The following is a 22,625-nucleotide window of genomic DNA, read 5'->3' on the forward strand; positions in this document are numbered from 1 at the left end:
TATGTTAACAGGTAAACAAAAACGGTATTTACGCGCAACGGCTCACGACTTAAGCCCGATTTTCCAAGTCGGAAAAAACGGTGTTGGTGAAGCGATGTGTGCAGACTTGATGGATGCACTCGAAAAACGTGAACTTTTGAAAGTACAAGTGCTTCAAAACTGTGCCGACGCTCCGAAAGATGTCGCGGCTGAGCTCGTTGACGGAACGAATGCAGAACTCGTTCAAGTCATCGGAAAAGTCATCGTTCTCTACAAGGAATCGAAAGAGAATAAGACACTTCAATTACCGCGATGAAGATCGGTTTGATGGGCGGAACGTTTGATCCACCCCATATCGGTCATCTGCTGATTGCCGAACAAGCGAAAGAGCAACTTCAACTGGATGCGGTCTGGTTTTTGCCGGCAAAACTGCCTCCGCACAAACAATCGACCGTGACGAGTGCGGCGAAACGTCTGGAACTTGTCCGAGCAGCCGTCCGGGACAATCAGGATTTTTCAGTATCGGAGATTGAGTTCGAACGGGAAACGAAATCGTACACGTTTGATACAATCCGGGAACTGAAGAGACGTTATCCCGAGCATGCATTCTTTTTCCTGATTGGTGCGGATTCATTAGTCAGTTTAGGGACATGGCACCGGTCGGAAAAGTTGTACAAGGAAATCGAGTTCGGGGCAGTCGCACGTCCGGGCAGTCGTTATCTGATTCCGGAAGGTGCGCGTGTCACAGCAGTCGATATGCCGTTGCTTGAAGTCTCTTCGACCGATATCCGGCAACGGGTGGCGAGAGGACGCAGTATTCGTTATCTCGTTCCGGAACCGGTCCGACAATTAATCGAGGAGTGGAACCTCTATGCGACTTGAAGAAGCGAAACGAATCATTAAGGAAACATTGCCTGAAAAACGTTACATCCATACACTCGGTGTCGTCGAGACCGCCATTCAAATGGCACGACAATACGGAGTTCAAGAAGACAAGGCTGCTTTGGCAGCCATGCTGCACGATTATGCGAAATATCGGAATGTGTCCGAGATGCAACGTGTAGCAGTGGAACTTGGACTGGATGAATTACTCAATTATGATGAAGAATTATTGCATGCACCGGTCGGGGCAGAACTCGTCAAGCGGGAACTCGGGGTGGAAGACGCTGATATTTATCAAGCCATCGCCAACCATACGACGGGTGCTCCGAACATGCCGCTGCTCGATCAAGTCATTTTTGTCGCAGATGCGATTGAACCGAATCGTCATTATCCAGGTGTCGAACAGCTTCGGCAAATCGCGCAGGAAGATTTGACGCAAGCTGTCATCGCGACACTTGTTCAGACGATTTCATTTTTATGCAAAAAACAAACAGTGATTTTTCCGTTGACGATTAAGACGTATAATGCGTTCGTGCCGGAAAAACGAAAGGGGACCGTCCTATGACAGTCGAACAAGAATTAAAATTAATCGTAAATGCAATTGATGATAAGCGTGCCGAGGACATCGTCGTACTCGACATGTCGAGCATTTCACCGATCGCGGATTACTTCGTAATTTGTGAAGGGAACTCGGAAAAACAAGTGCAAGCCATCGCGCGTGAAGTGAAAGAAGTCGCGCACAAAAATGAATTACCGATCAAACGACTAGAAGGAATGGACGCGGCACGCTGGGTCCTCGCAGATCTTGAGAACGTTGTCGTTCATGTCTTCCACCGTGATGACCGTGATTACTACAACCTTGAGAAGCTCTGGGCAGATGCTCCTAAAGTCGAAGTCGAGATTGACTAATGGCGTACGAACAGTTTGCGTATGTCTATGACGAACTGATGCAAGACGTCCCGTATCCCGAATGGGTCGCGTGGGTACTTGAACAGGTCGAGCCCGGCAAGCGAATTGCGGATATCGGTTGCGGAACCGGAACGGCAACCTTGTTACTGGCTGACCATTATGAAGTCACCGGTGTCGACTTATCGGAAGAGATGCTTGAAATTGCCCAAGAAAAAGCAATGGAGACCAATCGGCACGTTGATTTTTGGGTACAGGACATGCGGGAACTGGAATTGCCGGAACCGGTGGATGCGATAACGATTTTATGTGATTCCTTGAATTACTTGCAGACGGAAGCAGATGTCAAACAGACGTTCGACAGTGCAGCACGTTTGTTGACGGACGGTGGAAAGTTGTTGTTTGATGTTCATTCCCCGTATAAAATGGAGACGTTATTTAACGGGAAAACATACGCCACCCATGCCGAGCAAAGTTCGTATATCTGGTTCGCAGATCCCGGTGAAGAACCGTTATCGGTTGTTCATGAACTGACCTTCTTTATTGAAGGCGAGGACGGCCGGTACGATCGTGTCGACGAGACACATCATCAACGGACATATCCGCCGGAACAATATATCACTTGGTTGCGCGAAGCAGGTTTTCGTGTATGTGCCGTAACCGGTGATTTTAAATCCGATGCACCAACTGAAACAGCCGAACGTATTTTTTTCGTTGCTGAAAAAATATAAAGGTCTCTAACCATCAACGAATCTCATGTTGATGGTTTTTTTGACGTTGTTTTCGGGTGAACCGATGGATGATTGAATCAAAGGGAAGAATAAAGGCGGTCAGGAGAGGCACGTCACCGGATAATGAAGATTAGTCCTGTTCAGAAGCGACGGAAAGATTGATACAGTCGAAGGGACAGGAGGGATATGGATGACGATTCCACGTTTACAGCAAGTAGCAACGATCACGGTTGTTCTCTTACTGCTCGTTATCTTATTTGTTCCGCTGCCTTCATGTTCGAACGAAGCATTGGTTGAAAAACCGGCAGTCGTTGAACGAGAACAGGAAGCACAGGCAGAAGACCGTTCGGCGGATCAGACGCTCGTCCAGAAAAAAATCATGGTTGATATCAAAGGGGCGGTCAAGCGGCCCGGTCCATACAGTTTTCGACTCGGTGATCGCGTTCAAGATGCCATTAAACGAGCGGAAGTGACGGCGGAAGCGGACATCAAACAACTTAATCTAGCAGCACGTTTAATTGACGGTCAGGAAGTGATTGTTCCGACTAGAAAAAAGGCCAAGTCATCCAAGAAGGCGGCACCGGAAACTTCTGAACAGGCAGAAATTCCGAAAGGACTGCTCGATTTAAACGCAGCGACAGAAGAACAGCTGCTGGAAGTGCCGGGAATCGGTCCTGCTAAAGCCGGTGCGATTCTACAATACCGGGAAGAAAAAGGCGGTTTTGCAACGTATGAAAATCTTGGAGATGTAAAAGGTTTCGGACCAAAGACACTTGAAAATCTGAAAGCATATCTCATTGTCTACTGATGCCGCTGTTTCCGTTGTTTTTTATGATCGGACTTATTGCCTTAAAGGAATCTCTGTGGCTGGTTGCAATCTGTTCAATGATTCTTATACTAAAGTCCTGGTCGATGTCGAGGTATTCTGTTTTGTCACTTTTAGGACTGACGGTCGTGTTTTTACTGAGTATGCCGACAGAACAGCCGCTTGCACCGATCACAGTCATCGATATTCTGGACGCGAAACAGAACGGGGACCGAATCCGGTATCTCGCAAAATCTCATAATCAACAAATCGTTGTCGCCGCCACATTGGATGAAAAAACAGAGAGCGACTATGAACGGATCGGACAACGCTGTGAAGTCGAGTTGGAAGAACGGCCGGTGTTGCCGAGAGTGAATTTGGGCGGATTTGATGAAGCCCGTTGGATGCGCACCGAACAGTTACGGGGGAAATATGAGGTCGTGAAATGGGGCAAATGCACCGAAACTCCCGGATTGGGAGCGAACGGGCGGCGGATTCGCCAGCAGTGGATGACACGGATTGAACAACTTCCGGTCAAACAAGCGTTGTATGTGGAAGCTTTAGTGTTAGGCGAAGACCGCTTAATGGATCAGATGACGATGGAACGCTTTAAAAAGTTCGGACTCTTGCATGCAATCGTCATCTCCGGTTCACATATTGCCTTTTTAATTTTGACGGTCTTGTGGTTCTTAAAAAAACTGCGGTTGACGCGGGAGCGGAGATTTGAATTTCTATTGTTGACTTTGCCGTTATATGGATGGTTGACAGAATGGAGTGCCCCGGTCACACGGGCGGTCTGTGTCGCGATGGTGTTGCTGTTTTGTCACCGGATCAACCGGCGGCCGGATCCTTTGTGGGTCGTCAGTTTGATTGGTGCGCTTCAATTGGCGATTTCGTATACATCTTTGTATGATGTCGGATTTCAACTGACTGTCGGACTGACGATTTTTCTGCTCCTGTCCCGTAAGATGTGGGAAAAAATCAAACGTCCTTGGAACTGGCTGCTGATCAGCCTCTGGGCTCAAATCATGACAAGTCTTGTGTTGCAGCTGGCGCAACAAACGGAAGTTTCGTTGTGGTCGCCATTATTGAACATTCTTCTTGGCGGGTGGATAGAATGGGTGATTTTACCGCTGTCTTTCCTGGTCGGTACCGCGGTACTGATTCCATCGTCCGATAATCTGATTCGTCTGCATGGTCAGGCGACGTCTTTTCTCGATCAAGCATTGGCTTGGGCGGAAAAGCTGCCTGTCCCGACGGTTGCTGTTCATCTTTTTTCGTTACCCGTACTTCTGATCGGGACAGGAACCGTCCTTAGCGGCTGGTGGTTAGCCGAACGAAGATGGTTCGGGCATCTGGTCCCGCTGGTCGGCCTGCTTGCAGCAAGCCTCTATATGGACCATCAGACGCCGGAGCGAATTACCTTTCTTGATGTCGGACAGGGAGACAGTACGGTCATTGAAAAAGCGGGGGAAACGTTTGTCATTGATACAGGAGGAGCGTTTTCCTTATCCATCCGTCCGCCGTTACGACCGTTTGATCCGGGAGGACAAATCGTTGCCCCGTTTTTACATACACGGGGAGAAACACACATTGAAGGATTGGTCGTCACACATGCGGATCATGATCATATCGGCGGATTGGTCGGTCTCTTGCGGAAGATTCAAGTAGACACGGTTTATATGGGACAGTTTGATAATCAAGATCCGAAACGGCGCGCATTGATTGATCAGATTGAAGCGACAGGAACACGGATTCAATTCATTCATTCGAGACAACGGATTCGTCCCTGGCTCGAAGTGGTGGCTCCGGCAACAAACGCAGAAGAAGAAAATGACCGGTCGGTCGTATTGCTTGCCGATGTTGCGGGGAAGCGCGTTTTGCTGACGGGGGATGCCAGTATTGATCAAGAGGAGACGTGGTCCGTCCAGAAGGTCGATATTTTAAAAGCCGGTCATCATGGTTCGAAAACATCGACCGGAGAACAGCTTCTGCAGAAAACGGATCCGGATCTGGTTATCATTTCGGCAGGGCGGAACAACCGGTATGGTCATCCTCATCCGGAAGTACTGGAACGAACAAGAGACCGGACCGTCATGCGGACCGATCAATCGGGAATGATAACTTGTTCTGCAACGGGCTGTGAACCTATGCTAAAATAAAAAACAGCAACCCCCCAAGGTTGCTGTTTTATTGATTATAGGCTTAAGAATTTAATGACAACGCCAATGATGAACAAGACTGCGAAAAAGCCGAACGATGCGCCAAAACCGACCGCTGAGTCAAGCGCGTCATTACGTTTTGACTGAATGTCGTTTTCAAACGCATTCTCACTTGGTGGACGTACTGAATGTGCCATGCTGCATTCCCCCTAAAAATAGATTCCGCTTCTAGTATAGCGGAATAAAAGAGGATTATCTATGATGAAGTTAAGAACAAACTGTGAAATGTGGTGGGGAAGATGAAAACACCTTGGCTTGTCAACGGAAAACTGGCGAACCTTTATTTATTATATGGAACGGAACGACATCTTTTGGAAGAATGGGAACGTGAAATCGTCAAAGCCGCTTTACCGGACGGTGAACGTTTTGACTACATGAAAATTGATTTAAACGACCAACCGCTCGACGCCGTCCTGGACGAAGCGGAAACCGTCCCTTTTTTAAGTGATTACCGTGTCGTCATTGCCAAACCGGCTACTTTTTTAACGGGTGCAAAGGATAAAAAAACACATAATGTGGAACGGTTAGCCGAATACATCGTTCAACCTGCCGATTATGCAGTGGTCGTGTTGATCGTCGAGGCGGAGAAACTGGATGAGCGGAAAACAATCGTCAAACGGTTAAAGGACCGGGCTGTCATACTCGAGGCGAAGAAACCGACGACGGAAGAACTGTTTCGTTTCGTGATGGATGCTGTTAACGACAAAGGATACCGGATGGAGCGGCCGGCTATCGAACGATTGATTTTTTTGACGGGTGAGATGTGGGCGACACTGACACGTGAACTGGATAAACTCATGCTGTATGCCGGGGATCATCCGACGATTGAACTGGAAGATGTTAATTTACTGGTGCCGCGGACGTTAGAGGATAATGTATTCCAATTGACGGATTATTTGATGAAGCGTCAGCTGGAACCGGCGATTCGTTTGATTCGGGATCTTGAAAAACAGGGACAGGAAGTTTTGGCATTACTCGGACTGATGGCACGCCAGTATCGGATGATGCTGTTGTCAAAACGTCTGGCGGAACAAGGATACGGGGAGCGGCAAATCGCGTCAAAAGTCGGAGCGCATCCTTATGCCATCAAACTGGCTTTACAGGCGGGGAAACGCTTTACGTTTGCGCAGCTGGAGCAGGCGTTGGTCGCCATTACGACGACGGATGAAGGGATGAAGACGGGCAGAGGAGACAAACGAATTTTGTTTGATGCCTTGATTGTGCGGCTCGCTACATTATAGGAGGCAAAACAGATGGAGATTCGAATCATTCAAGCACCTGAAGTCATTTCACTTCGACATGAAGTATTGCGTCCGAACCAACCAATTGAGATGTGTACGTATCCGGACGATCAACGGGAAGGCACCTTTCACCTCGGAGGAATCAAGGACGGACACATCGTCGCAGTCGGTACTTTCATACAGCGTTCCCATGAGACTTATCCGGAATTGACCTATCAATTACGGGGGATGGCGACAAGTCCTGCTGTCCGTGGTGAAGGGTATGGAAAAGCATTGTTGGAAGAGGCACGGAATCGACTGAAAGCACAAGGTGCAGACGGTTGGTGGTGTAACGCCCGACTCGTTGCCGTTCCTTTTTATGAGAGACTAGGTTTGACGGTGGCAAGCGAATCATTTGAGATTGAAGGAATTGGTCCGCATCATATCATGGTGGATCGTTTCTGAGAAAAAGCAAAACCATCCGACAAGACCGTCGGATGGTTTTTAAACATAAAAAAAATCACCACCGGAGCAGGCTCCAGGTGGTGATTCAATCACTGTATTCCTTCAAGGAAGAATTAAAGTGCGTTTACGAGACGAGCGAGACGTGATTTGTCACGACCAGCTTTGTTGCTGTGGATAAGACCTTTAGCAGCAGCTTTGTCGATTTTCTTAGATGCTGTGTTGAAAGCTACGAGCGCTTGCTCTTTGTTGCCTTCAGTAGCGAAAGTTTCGACTGCTTTGATAGCTGAACGCATAGACGATTTACGTTGTACGTTAGCGACGCGGCGTTTTTCAGCTGTTTTAACACGCTTGATTGCTGATTTAATGTTAGCCATGGATGATTCACCTCCAAGAAAACTCATTCGAGATTTATATTCGCATATCTGCATTTATCGTTCAACAGAACAAACACAATTGTAGCAAACGTTTTTCTTAAAAGCAATAACAGCTCCAGTGTTTCTTTCGATTTTTGTTTTTCGGTAAAACAAAACGAGATGGTGCACCACGTGTAATTTTTGGTATAATGAAGCATATGTACGTTTGACTATAAGGTAAGGTGACTATAAACATGAATAATGCAGATCGTTTAAAGCGGCAAAAAAGTATTCGAAACTTCTCAATCATCGCCCATATTGACCACGGGAAATCGACACTTGCAGACCGCATTTTAGAAAAAACAGGTGCTTTGACATCACGTGAGATGAAAGATCAGACACTGGATGCCATGGATCTCGAGCGCGAACGCGGAATTACCATTAAATTGAACGCCGTTCAGTTAAAGTATACGGCAAAAGATGGTGAGGAATATATCCTCCATCTGATCGATACACCGGGACACGTCGACTTCACATATGAAGTTTCCCGTTCTCTTGCAGCCTGTGAAGGGGCGGTACTCGTCGTCGATGCGGCGCAAGGGATTGAAGCCCAAACGCTTGCCAACGTATATTTGGCACTCGATAACGACTTGGAAATCCTGCCAATCATCAATAAGATTGATTTGCCTTCAGCCGACGTTGAACGTGTTCGTCAAGAGATTGAAGATGTAATTGGTCTGGATGCTTCTGAAGCTGTTCCGACATCTGCGAAAGCCGGTATCGGGATTGAAGAAATCCTTGAACAAATCGTGGCGAAAGTGCCGGCACCGACGGGTGATCCGGAAGCGCCGCTTGAAGCATTGATTTTTGATTCCTACTATGATGCTTATCGTGGCGTCGTGGCGTCGATTCGTGTCGTCAACGGTACGGTAAAGGTCGGTGACAAGATCCGGATGATGTCGACCGGAAAAGACTTTGAAGTCTTGGAACTTGCTGTCTCGACACCAAAACCACTTCGTCAAAAAGAATTAACGGTCGGAGACGTTGGAACGTTATCGGCTTCTATAAAGACAGTCGGCGATGTCCGCGTCGGGGATACAATTACTTTGGCGAAGCAACCGGCTCAAGAAGCTTTACCGGGATACCGGAAGATGAACCCGATGGTGTACTGTGGTCTCTATCCGATTGATGCGGCACGTTATAACGATTTACGCGAAGCACTCGAGCGTCTTCAATTAAGTGACGCAGCCCTTGAATTCGAGCCGGAAACATCACAGGCACTCGGATTCGGTTTCCGTTGTGGATTCCTTGGAATGCTTCATATGGAAATCATTCAGGAACGGATTGAACGCGAATTCAACATTGATATGATTACGACGGCGCCGTCGGTTATCTATCATGTCACAACAACTGCGGGAGAAGTGCTGCATGTTGATAACCCATCGAAGATGCCGGAACAGCAAAAAGTCGAATTCATCGAAGAGCCGTACGTTAAGGCAGCCGTCATGACACCAAACGATTATGTGGGTGCCATCATGGAACTTTGTCAAAAGAAACGCGGAACGTTCATCGATATGGAATATATTGATACGACACGCGTTAAAATCACGTATGAACTGCCGTTATCGGAAATCGTCTATGATTTCTTCGACCAGTTGAAATCGAGCACAAAAGGTTATGCGTCGCTTGATTATGAATTGATCGGCTATCAGCAGTCGCGTCTCGTCAAGATGGACATCTTATTAAACAATGAAAACGTCGATGCACTGAGTTTCATCGTTCACCGTGATTTTGCGTATGAACGCGGGAAAGTCATCGTTGATAAATTAAAAGAACTCATTCCGCGGATGCAATTCGAAGTACCGATTCAAGCAGCCGTCGGAACGAAGATTGTCGCCCGTTCGACAATCAAAGCGTTGCGTAAGAACGTTCTCGCCAAGTGTTACGGCGGAGATATCTCGCGTAAACGTAAATTGCTCGAGAAGCAAAAAGAAGGTAAGAAACGCATGAAGATGGTAGGCTCGGTAGAGGTACCGCAAGAAGCCTTCATGTCGGTTCTGTCGATGGATGAAGATTAAAGAAGACACAAAGGGGGCGTTTCTGGCGCACCCTTTTTCTGTTTAAGAAAGAAAGGATGAGGCGAAATGACACCACGCGCCGCATATGTCCACATTCCATTTTGTGAGCATATTTGTTATTACTGTGACTTTAATAAAGTCTTTTTAAAAAATCAGCCGGTTGCAGAATATCTGGATGCATTGGAACGGGAGATCGAACTGACGTTACAACACTATCCGACGGATCGGCTCGAAACGATCTTCATCGGTGGAGGAACACCGACTGCCTTAAATGAAGCTCAGATGCAACGATTGATGGATATCATTTCGAAGCACCTTCTGCCGCTGACGGATGCGACACTTGAGTATACCGTCGAATCGAATCCGGACGGCGTTTCGCCGGAAAAACTCGATATCATGAAAGCGGGCGGCGTCAACCGGGTCAGCTTCGGTGTCCAGTCATTTGACGACGGATTACTCGAACGGATCGGCCGGACGCACCGGGAAGCGAAAGTCGCAGAGACGCTCGATCATGCGGCAAAGCGCTTTGATAACATCTCGGTTGATTTGATGTTCGGCTTACCGAACCAAACGCTCGAACAAGTCCGGTATGATGTCAAACGGGCATTACATTTGCCAATCACGCATATCTCGTCGTATTCATTGATTCTTGAGCCGCATACCGTTTTTGCGATTCAAGAACGAAAAGGCAAGTTGCCGTTACCGACGCAGGACCTGGAAGCGGATATGTACCGTTTGATGATTGAAACGATTGAAGCCGGCGGATTGCATCAATATGAGATTTCGAATTTTTCTCTGCCGGGTCGGGAAAGCCGGCATAACCGCGTCTACTGGGAAAATGATGAATATTACGGGTTTGGCGCCGGCTCCCACAGTTATATCAACAAAACACGGCGGGCAAACATCGCACCGATTCCGCACTACATTAAAGCGGAAGGATTACCGGTCCGTAATGAAACGCCGTTGACGGAAGTCGAACGGATGGAAGAAGAGATGTTTCTCGGTTTACGGATGAAAGAAGGGGTGTCAGAACGGCACTTCGAAGAAAAATACGGTCATTCGCTCGACCGGGTCTTCGGACAGACAATTGCAAAATTATTGCCGCGCGGACTCGTCGAACGGACAGCGACTCATCTTCGTCTGACGGACGCCGGTGTCCCGCTCGCCAACGAAGTATTTGCCGAGTTCATCGGCGAAGCAGAAGTGGAATAACAGAACAGCAGGAAATAAAACGGCGCCGATACGAAAGTATCCGGCGCCGTTTTATTTTTTCGGTTTTCGTAAAAAGTAGGCGGTCGTGCCGATGATTGCGATGAACACCCAAACGAACACTCCAGCCATTGCAAACAGTTCGAGCATAGATCTCATCCTTTTCGTCATTTGTTTCACTGTATCGCAGAATGGGAAAGTCTTCAAAGGGTTCAGCAAATTGGTTGACATCATTTCGCCAATTCCTTATAGTAAAGATGTAATTAGCACTCGTTAAAAGTGAGTGCTAACAAAATAAGGTGGTGAAGAAGGTGCTGACGGATCGCCAATTGTTGATTTTACGTGCAATCGTCGATGATTATATCAAAACCGCTCAACCCGTCGGCTCACGGACGCTCTCGAAACGGAGTGACGTGACGTTCAGTTCCGCGACCATTCGAAATGAGATGGCGGACCTCGAAGAAATGGGATTGATTGAAAAGCCACATACTTCTGCAGGTCGAATTCCATCCGAGCTCGGATATCGATTTTATGTCGATCATCTGATTCGTCCGGAAAGCATCTCACCGCAAGAGGCAAAAGCGTTAAAATCGTTATTTGCCCATTCCGTGAATGAAAATGATCGGTTAATCCGACATACAGCGGACTTGTTGAGCGAATTGACACATTATACGACGCTTGTATTAGGTCCAAAAGAAGAAGGACAACGTCTCCATCATTTAGAACTGATTCCCTTAGCGGAAGGACGTGTCGTTATCGTTCTCGTGACAGAAACCGGTCACGTCGAACATAAGACACTTCAGCTCGCGGAAGCCCTCTCACGTGAGGCGGCCAGCCGCTTGATGGAACGGTTGAACCAAACGCTACGCGGAACGCCGCTCAGGCAGTTGCGTCTCCGTCTGCTCGAAGAAATCAGACGGTTCCGTTCCGAACATTCGGAACAGACGACCCTGCTGTCAAAAGCACTCGATATCGTCTTGACGGATCAGCATGAGGAACGTCCCTTGATTTACCTTGGGGGAAAAGCCAACATGTTTGATCAACCGGAGTTTCAGGATGTCGCGAAATTGCGTCCGGTCCTCGAGTTGATCGAACAGCAGGAAGCCTTGTTTGATTTCTTGAGTCCGAGTCTCGATAATCAGATTTTGATTACGATCGGCAGTGAAAATAACGTCGATGCCTTAAAAGACTGCAGCGTGATTCGTGCCCATTATTCCGTTGATGGCGTCTCACTTGGCACACTCGCCCTGATTGGGCCGAAACGAATGGATTATAATCGAGGCATCAATTCGATCATTCATCTTTTACAAGCATTCCAAACCGAGTTGCGTAAGAACAGCTTGGATTGAATATAGAAAGGGGCTCGATTCAGAGTGGAAGAAAATAAGCAGAATCAAAACCTCAATACTGAAGAAACAACCGAGCAACAAACAGAAGCAGAAACAGTTGAAGTAACAGAAGAAGAAGTCGTTCAGGCGGATCTCGTTGAAGAACCGGCTGCACCTGACTTCGAAGCACAACTTGCGGAAGCAAAAGCATCAGAATTACGCCTTCGTGCGGATTTTGACAACTTTAAACGCCGGAACCGGATTGAAGCCGAAAACCGTGCGAAGTATTCTTCTCAGACAATCGTCGAGAAATTGCTTCCATTGGTCGATAACCTTGACCGTGCACTTCAAATCGAATCGGACAACGAAGAGACAAAATCTGTCCTTGCCGGTGTCGAGATGGTCAAACGTCAATTGGTGGAAACACTTCAAAATGAAGGCGTCATCGAGATTCCAGCAGTCGGGGAAGCCTTTGATCCGAACCTGCATCAGGCAGTCGTTCAGGAGCCGAGTGAAGAACACGAATCAGGTGTCGTCACAGCGGAATTCCAAAAAGGATACAAATTACACGATCGTGTCATTCGTCCAAGTATGGTCAAAGTCGCAGAATAAGCTACATTTCGATCTGATTTAACACTACTAACTATTCGAAGGTGAGGAATTTATCATGGCAAAAATCATTGGTATTGACTTAGGAACAACAAACTCATGTGTCGCAGTAATGGAAGGTGGAGAGCCTGTCGTTATCGCAAACGCTGAAGGAAACCGTACGACTCCATCTGTCGTTGCTTTCAAAAACGGCGAGCGTCAAGTCGGGGAAGTCGCAAAACGTCAAGCCATCACAAACCCGAACACAATCATGTCGATCAAACGTCATATGGGTACAGACTATAAAGTCGAAGTAGAAGGCAAAGACTACACACCACAAGAAGTATCTGCCATCATTCTTCAAAAACTCAAAGCACAAGCGGAAGACTACCTTGGTGAAAAAGTAACGGAAGCGGTCATCACGGTTCCTGCTTACTTTAACGATGCAGAACGCCAAGCAACAAAAGATGCAGGAACAATCGCTGGTCTTGACGTCAAACGGATCATCAACGAGCCGACGGCAGCAGCACTTGCTTACGGTCTTGAAAAAGGCGAAGACCACACAATCCTCATCTATGACTTAGGTGGCGGTACATTCGACGTTTCGATTCTCGAACTCGGAGACGGTGTTTTCGAAGTCGTTTCAACTGCCGGTGACAGCCGTCTTGGTGGAGATGACTTTGACCAAAAAATCATCGACCACTTGGTTGCAGAATTCAAAAAAGACAACGGCATCGATCTTGCCCAAGATAAAATGGCGCTTCAACGCTTAAAAGATGCTGCTGAAAAAGCGAAGAAAGACCTCTCAGGTGTCTCTTCCACACAAATCAGTCTTCCGTTCATCACGGCTGGCGCAGCAGGTCCACTTCACCTTGAAATGACATTGTCACGTGCGAAGTTCGACGATTTGACAGCTGATCTCGTAGAACGGACGATGGCTCCAACACGTCGTGCCCTCAGCGATGCTGGCATGACACCGGACAAAATCGACAAAATCATCCTCGTTGGTGGATCAACACGTATTCCTGCAGTTCAAAAAGCCGTTCAAGACTTCACAGGCAAAGAATCATTCAAAGGCGTTAACCCGGATGAAGTCGTTGCCCTCGGAGCAGCTGTTCAAGGTGGCGTATTGACAGGGGACGTCAAAGACGTTGTCCTTCTCGACGTCACACCACTTTCGCTCGGAATCGAAACAATGGGTAGCGTGATGACGAAATTGATCGATCGTAACACGACGATCCCGACTTCAAAATCACAAGTCTTCTCAACAGCTGCTGACAACCAACCAGCCGTTGACATCCATGTTCTTCAAGGGGAACGTCCGATGGCATCAGACAATAAAACGCTTGGTCGTTTCCAATTGACAGACATTCCGCCAGCACAACGTGGTGTGCCGCAAATCGAAGTTAAATTCGACATCGATGCAAACGGAATCGTTAACGTATCAGCGAAAGATCTTGGTACGAACAAAGAACAATCGATCACAATCCAATCATCAAGCGGTTTGACTGAAGCAGACATCGACCAAATGGTCAAAGATGCAGAAGCAAACGCGGATGCTGATAACAAACGTAAAGAAGAAGTAGAACTTCGTAACGAAGCGGATCAACTTGTCTTCGCAACGGATAAAGCAGTCAAAGATCTTGGCGAGCAAATTGACGCAGCTGATAAAGAAAAAGCGGAAGCGGCAAAAGAAAAAGTAACAACTGCACTCGCAGGAACAGACGTCGAAGCGATTCGTTCTGCAAAAGACGAATTATCAACGGTTGTTCAAGAATTGACACAAAAAGTTTACGAAAACATGGCTCAACAACAAGCGGGCGCTGAAGGTGCGCAAGCTGGTGGACAAGATGACAATGTCATGGACGCTGAATTTGAAGAAGTCGACGATAAAGACAACAAATAAGTAACCGACCGATTTTTCGGGCGCTAGAGAGAGCCAAAGCGTAATCCGCGCTTTGGCTCTTTCCATGTCGCCTGAAGTTCGGTAAAATCAAACAGTATGAAATGAATCGGACCTAAAGAGAGGAAGAATGCACGTGGAAAAACGCGATTATTATGAAGTGTTAGGCGTCGCGCGCGATGCCTCAGCAGCAGAGATTAAACGAGCTTACCGAAAACTAGCCCGGACGTATCATCCGGATGTCAATAAAGAGGCGGATGCCGATCAAAAGTTCAAAGAGTTATCGGAAGCCTATGAAGTTTTGTCAGACGACAATCAACGTGCCCGTTACGACCAGTTCGGTCACCAGGATCCATCGCAAGGCGGTGGTGGATTTGGCGGAGCAGAAGGTTTCGGCGATATCTTTGATATGTTCTTCGGCGGCGGACGCCGTCAAGATCCGAATGCCCCGCGTAAAGGGCAGGATTTACAATATGTCGAAGAAATCGACTTCATGGAAGCTTTCTCAGGTGTCGAGAAAGTCATTACGATTCCAGTCGAAGAAGATTGCGGAACATGTCACGGTTCAGGTGCTAAACCGGGAACACATCCGGAAACATGTAAACGTTGTGGCGGATCAGGACACATCAACGTCGAGCAAAACACGATGTTCGGACGTGTCGTCAATCAAACGACATGTTCGACATGCCACGGTCGTGGACAAATCGTCAAAGAACCGTGTGAAACATGCCGCGGAGCAGGTCGTGTCCGTAAAAACAAAGATGTTCGTGTCAAGATTCCAGCCGGGATTGACAACGGTCAACAGATTCGTCTGGCAGGTAAAGGGGAAGCCGGCGTCAACGGCGGACCATTCGGAGATCTGTACGTCGTCGTCCGTGTCCGCGAACATGAATTGTTTGAACGGGTCGACGATCATATCGTGATGGATATGCCGCTTACGTTCGCCCAAGCGACGCTTGGCGATGAAATTGAAGTGCCGACGGTTCATGGGAAAGTCAGCTTAAAGATTCCGGCCGGAACACAAACCGGTTCACGATTCCGTCTGCGCGGCAAAGGGATGCCGAACGTCCGTTCAGGCCATCACGGGGATCAATATGTCAACGTCGTCATCATCACACCAAAAAATCTGACAGACCGTCAAAAAGAACTACTCCGTGAGTTCAATGAGATCAGTGATGAAAAAGGTGTCGAAGAACAACACGAAGGCGTATTCAGCCGGATTAAAACATTCTTTACAGGGTGATCACTAAAGGAGCGTGACAGGAAATGAAATGGTCAGAAGTCTGTGTCCATACGACACAAGAAGCAATCGAAGCAGTCTCGAACATCTTACATGAAGCAGGAGCAAGCGGTGTCGTCATCGAGGACGTCGAAGATTTCGAAATGATGTCACACCGTGAAGATAACTTCGGTGAGATTTGGGATGAGAAGAAGCGCGACGAATATCCGGACAGCGGTGTCCTCGTCAAAGCGTATCTTGCGGAAAGCAGCGATTTGACGGATACGATCAAAGGAATCGAACGCGACATTCAGATGCTGACAAAATTCGGTCTGACGATTGGTGCAGGAACTGTCACGCTGACACAAGTCGATGAAGAAGATTGGGCCCATTCGTGGAAGCAGTTTTATAAACCGGTTAAAATCAGCCGTCATTTGACGGTTGTACCGATGTGGGAAGAGTACACACCGCAACCGGATGAGAAAATCATCGAGCTCGATCCAGGCATGGCATTCGGGACAGGAACACACCCGACGACCGTCCTCTGTATTCAAGCCATCGAAAACTATCTTCAAGACAACGATCGTGTCGTCGATGTCGGGACCGGTTCGGGTGTTCTCGCGATTGCAGCGGCCAAACTCGGTGCCAAGGATGTTTTTGCGCTTGATTTGGATGAAGTCGCGGTTCGTTCGGCAACAGACAATGTGGCGTTAAACAAAGTCAGCCAGCAAGTGACCGTCCGCCAAGGTGATTTGATGAAAGAACTCAAAGAGCCGGTCGAGTTGATTGTCGCAAACATTCTGGCCGAAGTGATTTTGTTATTTGTCAACGATGCGTATGAACTAACATTACCGGGCGGTCACTTCATCGCTTCCGGCATCATCGGTCAGAAAAAAGAGATGGTACGTGACGCCATGGTCGCTGCCGGATTCACGATCGTTGAGACGACGAAACTCGAAGACTGGGTCGCGATTATCGCGAAACGCGAGGCGTAAGCCGATGCAACGATATTTCGTCGAACAGACCGCACGTGCAGGAAATACCTTCACATTGTCAAAAGACGACGCCCATCACATAAAAAACGTCATGCGGATGGACGTCGGGGATGAGATTTTAGTATTGGACGGAACGGGATTGTTCCGTTGCCGGCTTGAGCAACTGGATAAGCAAACAGCCGTCGCAGAGCTGCTTGAAGAATTACCGATTGAGACGGAACTTCCGATTCATGTGACGATTGCCTATGCCCTGCCGAAAGGGGATAAAGTGGAGCTCGTTGCCCAAAAAGCGACAGAGCTTGGCGTTAGCCGGCTGCTTGTATTTGAGTCGGCCCGCTCGGTCTCGAAATGGGATGCGAAAAAGATTCCGAAGAAGCTCGAACGTCTTCAAAAAATCAGCAAAGAAGCAGCAGAACAATCGTACCGGGCACACTTGCCGACGATTGAGTATGTAACGTATGATGAAGTCCTACAATGTGCTGCCGATTATACAGCGTGTCTGATTGCCTATGAAGAATCGGCAAAAGAGGGAGAGGCGGCAGCCTTTGCTTCGACGTTGTCCCGGCTTCAGTCAGGCGACTCTTTATTGGTTGTGATCGGTCCGGAAGGTGGACTGACGGAAACAGAAGTAACGCGGTTAACCGCTGGCGGATTCGTGCCGGCATCACTCGGACGACGGATTTTGCGGACAGAAACGGCACCACTCTACGTCCTATCCGCCGTATCGTATCATTTTGAATTGAAAGGGTGAGTGAAATGGCAACGGTTGCCTTTCAAACGCTTGGTTGTAAAGTCAATCATTACGAGACAGAAGCCGTCTGGCAACTGTTCAAGGATGCGGGATATGGACGTGTCGACTTTGCAGATCATGCCGACGTTTACGTCGTCAATACATGTACAGTAACAAATACCGGTGATAAAAAGAGCCGCCAGGTCATACGGCGGGCAATCCGTCAAAATCCGGACAGCGTCATCTGCGTCACGGGATGTTACGCCCAGACATCACCTGCGGAAATCATGGCGATTCCAGGCGTTGATGTCGTCGTCGGCACACAGGACCGTCATAAGATGATCGGTTATATCGAACAGTTCCGCGAAGAACGGATGCCGATCAATGCCGTCGGGAACATCATGAAGGCGAAAGTCTATGAAGAACTCGATGTGCCGGCCTTTACCGACCGGACACGGGCTTCCCTGAAGATTCAGGAAGGATGCAATAATTTCTGTACGTTCTGCATCATTCCTTGGGCACGGGGTCTGATGCGTTCCCGCCAACCGGAAGATGTCTTGAAACAGGCGCAACAACTTGTCGATGCCGGATATAAGGAAATCGTTTTGACCGGTATTCATACAGGCGGTTACGGGGAAGACTTAAAAGACTACAACTTGGCGAAGTTGCTGAAAGCGCTCGAGTCCGTGACAGGTCTTGAACGGCTCCGGATTTCGTCCATTGAAGCGAGTCAAATCACGGATGAAGTGCTGGATGTTCTGAAAGATTCGCCAATCGTCGTCCGCCACCTGCACGTTCCGATTCAATCGGGGTCGGATACGGTCTTACGCCGGATGCGCCGGAAATATACGATGGCAGAGTTCGGAAAACGGATTACACGTCTGAAAGAAGTTCTGCCGGACTGTGCGATTACGTCTGACGTCATCGTCGGTTTCCCGGGCGAGACGGAAGAAGAGTTCATGGAGACATTTAACTTCATCAACGACCATAAGTTCAGCGAACTGCATGTCTTCCCGTACTCGAAGCGGACCGGAACACCGGCTGCAATGATGGACGATCAGGTTGATGAGCAGGTGAAGGAGCAACGTGTCGCACGTCTGATTGCGTTGTCGGATCAGCTGGCAAAGGAATATGCATCGAAGTACGAAGGAGAACTGCTGGAAATCATTCCGGAAGAATTTTCGGAAGAGGCAGGCGGTCGTCTTGTCGGTTATACAGACAATTACTTACGTGTCGCGATTGAAGGCGACGAATCACTGATTGGTCAACTCGTTCGCGTCAAAATCAGCAAAGCGGGTTATCCGATGAATGACGGACAATTTGTCCGCGTCATGGAAACGTTAAAAGAGCAAGCGATTTAAAAGGGATTCGCCTTCCGGTTACAGGAAGGCGGATTTTATTTTACAGTCCGACAAATTCTTTTGTTTTCAAGGAACGGATACGCTACACTGAGTAAAGATTACACAAAAGAAAGAGGATAAGGATATGCGAATTAATAAATTCATCAGTGAAACAGGATATTGTTCCCGCCGCGCAGCCGATAAGCTGATCGATGCAGGACGTGTGACGATTAACGGCAACGTCGCCGAGCTCGGATCGCAAGTCGAAAAAACGGATGCTGTCGAAATTGACGGACAGCCGCTTCAGCCAAAACCGGATCTCGAGTACTTGATTTTAAACAAACCGGTCGGTATCACGTGTACGACGGAACGTGACATCGAAGGCAACATCATTGATTTCGTCAATCATCCGAACCGGATTTTCCCGATTGGACGACTCGACAAAGATTCGGACGGCTTGATTATCCTGACGAACGACGGAGATATCGTTAACCGGATTTTACGAGCGGAAAACAATCACGATAAAGAGTACATCGTGACGGTCGACGCACCGATTACGGAAACGTTTATCGAAGGCATGGCGGGCGGCGTCGATATTCTTGGGACGACGACGAAAGAATGTGTCGTCGAACAGCTCGAGTCGCGGACGTTCCGAATCGTTTTGACCCAAGGCTTGAACCGGCAAATTCGCCGGATGTGCAAAGAGTTTGGTTACCGTGTCAAACGTCTGCAACGCGTCCGGATCATGAACATCGAACTCGGTGATTTACCGATTGGGGAATGGCGTGACTTGACGGAGTCGGAAATGAAAACATTGTTCGAGACACTCGATCAACAATAAGCTGAAAAAAGTCGCCATGATGATGGCGGCTTTACTTGTATACATATAAGGGGGTTCATCGTGGATAAACGGGGAATGAGTGCGACCTTCGTCGCCTATGTGATTGGGGGATTATTACCGATCTACAAACTGTTTGCGGATCACGTACCGGCATGGACGGTCGTCTCGATTCGCATCATCAGTGCTTTTATTTTTGTTACGTTATTATTGCGACTGACCGGGAAATTTAAGCACGTCAAGCAACTTTGGCGAAGCAAACGTCAACGGAATACCGTTTTAACGGCAGGACTTGTCCTTGGGGGAAACTGGACCTTATATTTATACGCAATCGGTGAAGGGTATCTCGTCGAGTCTTCACTCGGCTATTACATTAATCCGCTCGTCAGTGTCCTGTTCGGTTTGCTGTTTTTCGGAGAACGCCTGAACCGGGCTCAACTTTTTGCGATGGCGAGTGCCGTGACAGGTGTTTTGATTCTGACATTCGGATACGGAAAGTTTCCGATTATCGCCTTTTCACTCGCCATTTCGTTTGCTTTTTACGGGGTGCTGAAAAAGAAGGCGGCGGCAGAACCGTTATCCGGTCTGTTTCTTGAGACGCTCGTGACGTTACCGTTTGCCGTGCTGACGCTTGGTCTGACCGGAGCAAATCCGATTGCCTTGCCGACGGAAGCACTGTTTGCCATCGTCATGCTTGGTGTAGCGACTGCGGTCCAATTGATGTTGTTCGGATACGGCATGCCGAAAATTCCGTTCGTCTACGTCGGGATTTTACAATATATCGCCCCGACCTTGACCCTGATTCTCGGTGTCTTTTTATTCAATGACGTCTTTACACCGGTTCACTTCATCGCCTTCCTGTTCATTTGGCTGGCTGTTGCGTTATTTACAATCAGTGGGATATCGAACGGACGGATGAAAATGAAAAAAGTATCGTGACCGAGAAAAGAGGAAATGAATCATGAATAAATCAGGTTTTATCGCGACATTAGCCGCTTATGTCATTTGGGGACTGTTGCCGATCTACTGGAAGTTACTTGCGACCGTCTCGAGTGAGGAGATTTTAGCACACCGGATCGTCTGGTCGTTTATTTTCTTATTGTTATTATTATCACTTCAAAAAGCATTGCCGAAGTTTACCGGTGCGCTGAAGAATCCCTTTACCCGGCGTTTGTTTTTCCTGAACGGGCTGATCATCAGCATGAACTGGTTCATCTACATTTGGGCGGTCAATCATAATTTTATCGTTGAAGCATCGCTCGGTTATTACATCAATCCGATTGTCAGCATTATTTTCGGGGTGTTCTTTTTCCGGGAAAAACTGTCGCGGATCGAGTGGCTTGCGATTCTGCTTGCAACGATCGGTGTCTTGATCCTGACGATCGGCTATGGGAAATTCCCTTGGATTTCCTTGGCACTAGCCTTCAGCTTTGGTTTTTACGGTGTCGTCAAAAAACAACGGCCGCTTGAGTCAACCGTCAGTCTGACGATCGAAACACTGGCTCCGTTACCGATTGCTTTATTATTTTTAGGATACATGGGGGTCAGTGGACAAGAGACCTTTACCTCTTCTCCGTTTGTGATGATTGGACTTTTCTTAACCGGTATCATCACGGCCGTTCCGTTATTATTGTTCGGATTTGGTGCCCAACGGATTCCGTTTACGGTCGTCGGTTTCCTGCAATTCGTTGCCCCGACCTTGTCGCTTGCGATCGGTGTTCTTCTGTATAACGAACCATTTACGAGAACACACTTGATTGCGTTTACATTCATTTGGTCCGCGGCACTCGTCTTTACATTAAACGGTTTACTGATTCGAAAAAAACAGCTACGAAAAGTCGCGTAAAAAGATAGAAGTCTGACCTCTCACGTGATAGAATGAAAACAGAGTCTAAGGGATATCCTTAAGGAGGAACTGAATCATGAATTTAGCAGGAATGATCGACCATACCGCTTTAAAAGCAGAAACGTCACGTGCCCAAATCGAAACACTTTGTAAAGAAGCGCTCGAATACAAATTTGCCAGTGTTTGTGTCAACCCGACAAACGTAGCACTCGCGGCAGAACTCTTGAAATCAGACGATGCGGTCAAAGTATGTACAGTTATCGGCTTCCCACTCGGTGCAAACACACCGGAAGTAAAAGCATTTGAAACACAAGATGCCATCAAAAACGGCGCAACAGAAATCGATATGGTCCTAAATATCGGTGCATTAAAAGACGGCGACCTTTCACTCGTTGAACGCGACATTCGTGCAGTTGTCGAAGCGGCAAACGGCACACTCGTCAAAGTCATCTTCGAGAACTGCCTCTTAACAAAAGAAGAAATCAAAACAGCTGCTGAGTTATCAGTCAAAGCCGGTGCGGATTTCGTTAAGACGTCTACTGGTTTCTCAACAGGCGGCGCAACGGTAGAAGACATCCGTCTCATGCGCGAAACAGTCGGACCTGACATCGGTGTCAAGGCTTCAGGCGGCGTTCGTGATTTTGAAGGAGCAAAAGCAATGATCGATGCCGGCGCAACACGTATCGGTGCTTCTGCCGGAATTGCCATCGTTACAGGTGGAACTTCAGACAGCGACTACTAATTTAATTTGATAAAACCAGAGGCTGACTTAAAAGTCACTCTCGATAAAGATCAGGGTGGCGGAGTGATAATCTGCCACCCTGATTTCGTAAAAAAAGAATCACTCTCTTCACGCAACTCCTACAGGAAAAGCGCATTTTGCGCTGTCAGAGACAAACAAGACCCGATTTCCTGCCTCAATAAGGCAGGGAAACTGGCTTGTGTCTCGCCTGAGGAAAGGGTGTGAAAGAACGAGTGATTCTTTTTT

The 22,625-nt window shown here is 47.8% G+C and carries 24 protein-coding genes; 22 read left to right on the plus strand and 2 right to left on the minus strand.

Going from position 1 to position 22,625, the window contains the following annotated elements; all coding sequences use genetic code 11:
* Position 1: 1 nt before the first annotated feature.
* From yhbY to EXIG_RS04190, 7 genes are all read left to right on the plus strand, one after another.
* On the plus strand, positions 2 to 295 hold the full coding sequence (yhbY, locus tag EXIG_RS04160; RefSeq protein WP_012369671.1) for a ribosome assembly RNA-binding protein YhbY: 294 nt from the start codon (positions 2 to 4) through the stop codon (positions 293 to 295).
* The gene (gene nadD / locus EXIG_RS04165) at positions 292 to 861 is read left to right on the plus strand and encodes a nicotinate-nucleotide adenylyltransferase (protein ID WP_012369672.1); all 570 of its coding nucleotides are present in this window, start codon (positions 292 to 294) and stop codon (positions 859 to 861) included. Before yhbY ends, nadD begins: the two co-directional genes overlap by 4 nt.
* On the plus strand, positions 851 to 1,426 hold the full coding sequence (gene yqeK, locus EXIG_RS04170) for a bis(5'-nucleosyl)-tetraphosphatase (symmetrical) YqeK (protein ID WP_012369673.1): 576 nt from the start codon (positions 851 to 853) through the stop codon (positions 1,424 to 1,426). The genes nadD and yqeK overlap by 11 nt, the downstream gene beginning before the upstream one ends.
* A complete protein-coding gene (gene rsfS, locus EXIG_RS04175) occupies positions 1,423 to 1,770 on the plus strand; it encodes a ribosome silencing factor (protein WP_012369674.1) in 348 nt (115 codons plus the stop codon). The genes yqeK and rsfS overlap by 4 nt, the downstream gene beginning before the upstream one ends.
* A complete protein-coding gene (locus EXIG_RS04180) occupies positions 1,770 to 2,498 on the plus strand; it encodes a class I SAM-dependent DNA methyltransferase (protein ID WP_012369675.1) in 729 nt (242 codons plus the stop codon). Before rsfS ends, EXIG_RS04180 begins: the two co-directional genes overlap by 1 nt.
* A gap of 190 nt (positions 2,499 to 2,688) precedes the next feature.
* A complete protein-coding gene (locus EXIG_RS04185; protein ID WP_012369676.1) occupies positions 2,689 to 3,306 on the plus strand; it encodes a helix-hairpin-helix domain-containing protein in 618 nt (205 codons plus the stop codon).
* Between the two features lie 23 nt (positions 3,307 to 3,329).
* Positions 3,330 to 5,465 (plus strand): DNA internalization-related competence protein ComEC/Rec2, encoded by a 2,136-nt coding sequence (locus tag EXIG_RS04190; protein WP_438940148.1) that lies wholly within the window; start codon positions 3,330 to 3,332, stop codon positions 5,463 to 5,465.
* A gap of 35 nt (positions 5,466 to 5,500) precedes the next feature.
* On the opposite strand, the gene EXIG_RS15690 is transcribed toward EXIG_RS04190, so the two are convergent.
* Entirely contained in the window at positions 5,501 to 5,662 is a 162-nt protein-coding gene (locus tag EXIG_RS15690; RefSeq protein ID WP_012369678.1) for a YqzM family protein, read from the minus strand.
* 102 nt (positions 5,663 to 5,764) lie between these two features.
* Between EXIG_RS15690 and holA the strand changes: the two genes are divergently transcribed.
* Together holA and EXIG_RS04205 are read left to right on the plus strand one after the other, a co-directional pair.
* The gene (gene holA, locus EXIG_RS04200; RefSeq protein ID WP_012369679.1) at positions 5,765 to 6,766 is read left to right on the plus strand and encodes a DNA polymerase III subunit delta; all 1,002 of its coding nucleotides are present in this window, start codon (positions 5,765 to 5,767) and stop codon (positions 6,764 to 6,766) included.
* A 12-nt stretch (positions 6,767 to 6,778) separates the two neighbouring features.
* Complete coding sequence (locus EXIG_RS04205; RefSeq protein ID WP_012369680.1) at positions 6,779 to 7,210, plus strand: GNAT family N-acetyltransferase; 432 nt, start codon at positions 6,779 to 6,781, stop codon at positions 7,208 to 7,210.
* Between the two features lie 113 nt (positions 7,211 to 7,323).
* Here the strand turns inward: EXIG_RS04205 and rpsT are convergent, their stop codons facing one another.
* Positions 7,324 to 7,584 carry a 30S ribosomal protein S20 gene (rpsT, locus tag EXIG_RS04210; protein WP_012369681.1) on the minus strand — a complete coding sequence of 87 codons (261 nt, stop codon included), beginning with the start codon at positions 7,582 to 7,584 and terminating at the stop codon, positions 7,324 to 7,326.
* A 233-nt stretch (positions 7,585 to 7,817) separates the two neighbouring features.
* Here rpsT and lepA point away from each other — a divergent pair, with 233 nt between their 5' ends.
* The 13 genes from lepA (at position 7,818) to deoC (ending at position 22,379) form a co-directional block, all read left to right on the plus strand.
* The gene (gene lepA / locus EXIG_RS04215; protein WP_012369682.1) at positions 7,818 to 9,641 is read left to right on the plus strand and encodes a translation elongation factor 4; all 1,824 of its coding nucleotides are present in this window, start codon (positions 7,818 to 7,820) and stop codon (positions 9,639 to 9,641) included.
* Between the two features lie 66 nt (positions 9,642 to 9,707).
* Positions 9,708 to 10,853 carry a radical SAM family heme chaperone HemW gene (gene hemW, locus EXIG_RS04220; protein ID WP_012369683.1) on the plus strand — a complete coding sequence of 382 codons (1,146 nt, stop codon included), beginning with the start codon at positions 9,708 to 9,710 and terminating at the stop codon, positions 10,851 to 10,853.
* Between the two features lie 308 nt (positions 10,854 to 11,161).
* Entirely contained in the window at positions 11,162 to 12,199 is a 1,038-nt protein-coding gene (gene hrcA, locus EXIG_RS04225; RefSeq protein WP_012369684.1) for a heat-inducible transcriptional repressor HrcA, read from the plus strand.
* A gap of 24 nt (positions 12,200 to 12,223) precedes the next feature.
* The gene (gene grpE, locus EXIG_RS04230; RefSeq protein WP_012369685.1) at positions 12,224 to 12,790 is read left to right on the plus strand and encodes a nucleotide exchange factor GrpE; all 567 of its coding nucleotides are present in this window, start codon (positions 12,224 to 12,226) and stop codon (positions 12,788 to 12,790) included.
* A gap of 55 nt (positions 12,791 to 12,845) precedes the next feature.
* Positions 12,846 to 14,672 (plus strand): molecular chaperone DnaK, encoded by a 1,827-nt coding sequence (dnaK, locus tag EXIG_RS04235; RefSeq protein ID WP_012369686.1) that lies wholly within the window; start codon positions 12,846 to 12,848, stop codon positions 14,670 to 14,672.
* Between the two features lie 133 nt (positions 14,673 to 14,805).
* Positions 14,806 to 15,912 carry a molecular chaperone DnaJ gene (gene dnaJ, locus EXIG_RS04240; RefSeq protein ID WP_012369687.1) on the plus strand — a complete coding sequence of 369 codons (1,107 nt, stop codon included), beginning with the start codon at positions 14,806 to 14,808 and terminating at the stop codon, positions 15,910 to 15,912.
* A gap of 23 nt (positions 15,913 to 15,935) precedes the next feature.
* Positions 15,936 to 16,883: a 50S ribosomal protein L11 methyltransferase gene (gene prmA, locus EXIG_RS04245; RefSeq protein WP_012369688.1), complete on the plus strand. Its 948-nt coding sequence runs from the start codon at positions 15,936 to 15,938 to the stop codon at positions 16,881 to 16,883.
* A 4-nt stretch (positions 16,884 to 16,887) separates the two neighbouring features.
* A complete protein-coding gene (locus tag EXIG_RS04250; RefSeq protein WP_012369689.1) occupies positions 16,888 to 17,634 on the plus strand; it encodes a 16S rRNA (uracil(1498)-N(3))-methyltransferase in 747 nt (248 codons plus the stop codon).
* A gap of 5 nt (positions 17,635 to 17,639) precedes the next feature.
* A complete protein-coding gene (gene mtaB, locus EXIG_RS04255; protein WP_012369690.1) occupies positions 17,640 to 18,974 on the plus strand; it encodes a tRNA (N(6)-L-threonylcarbamoyladenosine(37)-C(2))-methylthiotransferase MtaB in 1,335 nt (444 codons plus the stop codon).
* A gap of 124 nt (positions 18,975 to 19,098) precedes the next feature.
* Entirely contained in the window at positions 19,099 to 19,794 is a 696-nt protein-coding gene (rluF, locus tag EXIG_RS04260; RefSeq protein WP_012369691.1) for a 23S rRNA pseudouridine(2604) synthase RluF, read from the plus strand.
* Positions 19,795 to 19,854: 60 nt separating this feature from the next.
* Positions 19,855 to 20,730, plus strand: a complete 876-nt coding sequence (gene rarD, locus EXIG_RS04265) for an EamA family transporter RarD (RefSeq protein WP_012369692.1) — start codon at positions 19,855 to 19,857, stop codon at positions 20,728 to 20,730.
* A 22-nt stretch (positions 20,731 to 20,752) separates the two neighbouring features.
* Positions 20,753 to 21,637 (plus strand): EamA family transporter RarD, encoded by an 885-nt coding sequence (gene rarD / locus EXIG_RS04270; protein ID WP_012369693.1) that lies wholly within the window; start codon positions 20,753 to 20,755, stop codon positions 21,635 to 21,637.
* A gap of 76 nt (positions 21,638 to 21,713) precedes the next feature.
* On the plus strand, positions 21,714 to 22,379 hold the full coding sequence (deoC, locus tag EXIG_RS04275) for a deoxyribose-phosphate aldolase (protein WP_012369694.1): 666 nt from the start codon (positions 21,714 to 21,716) through the stop codon (positions 22,377 to 22,379).
* Positions 22,380 to 22,625 lie beyond the last annotated feature (246 nt).

The sequence above is a fragment of the Exiguobacterium artemiae 255-15 genome, assembly GCF_000019905.1.
Classification (GTDB): domain Bacteria; phylum Bacillota; class Bacilli; order Exiguobacteriales; family Exiguobacteriaceae; genus Exiguobacterium_A; species Exiguobacterium_A artemiae.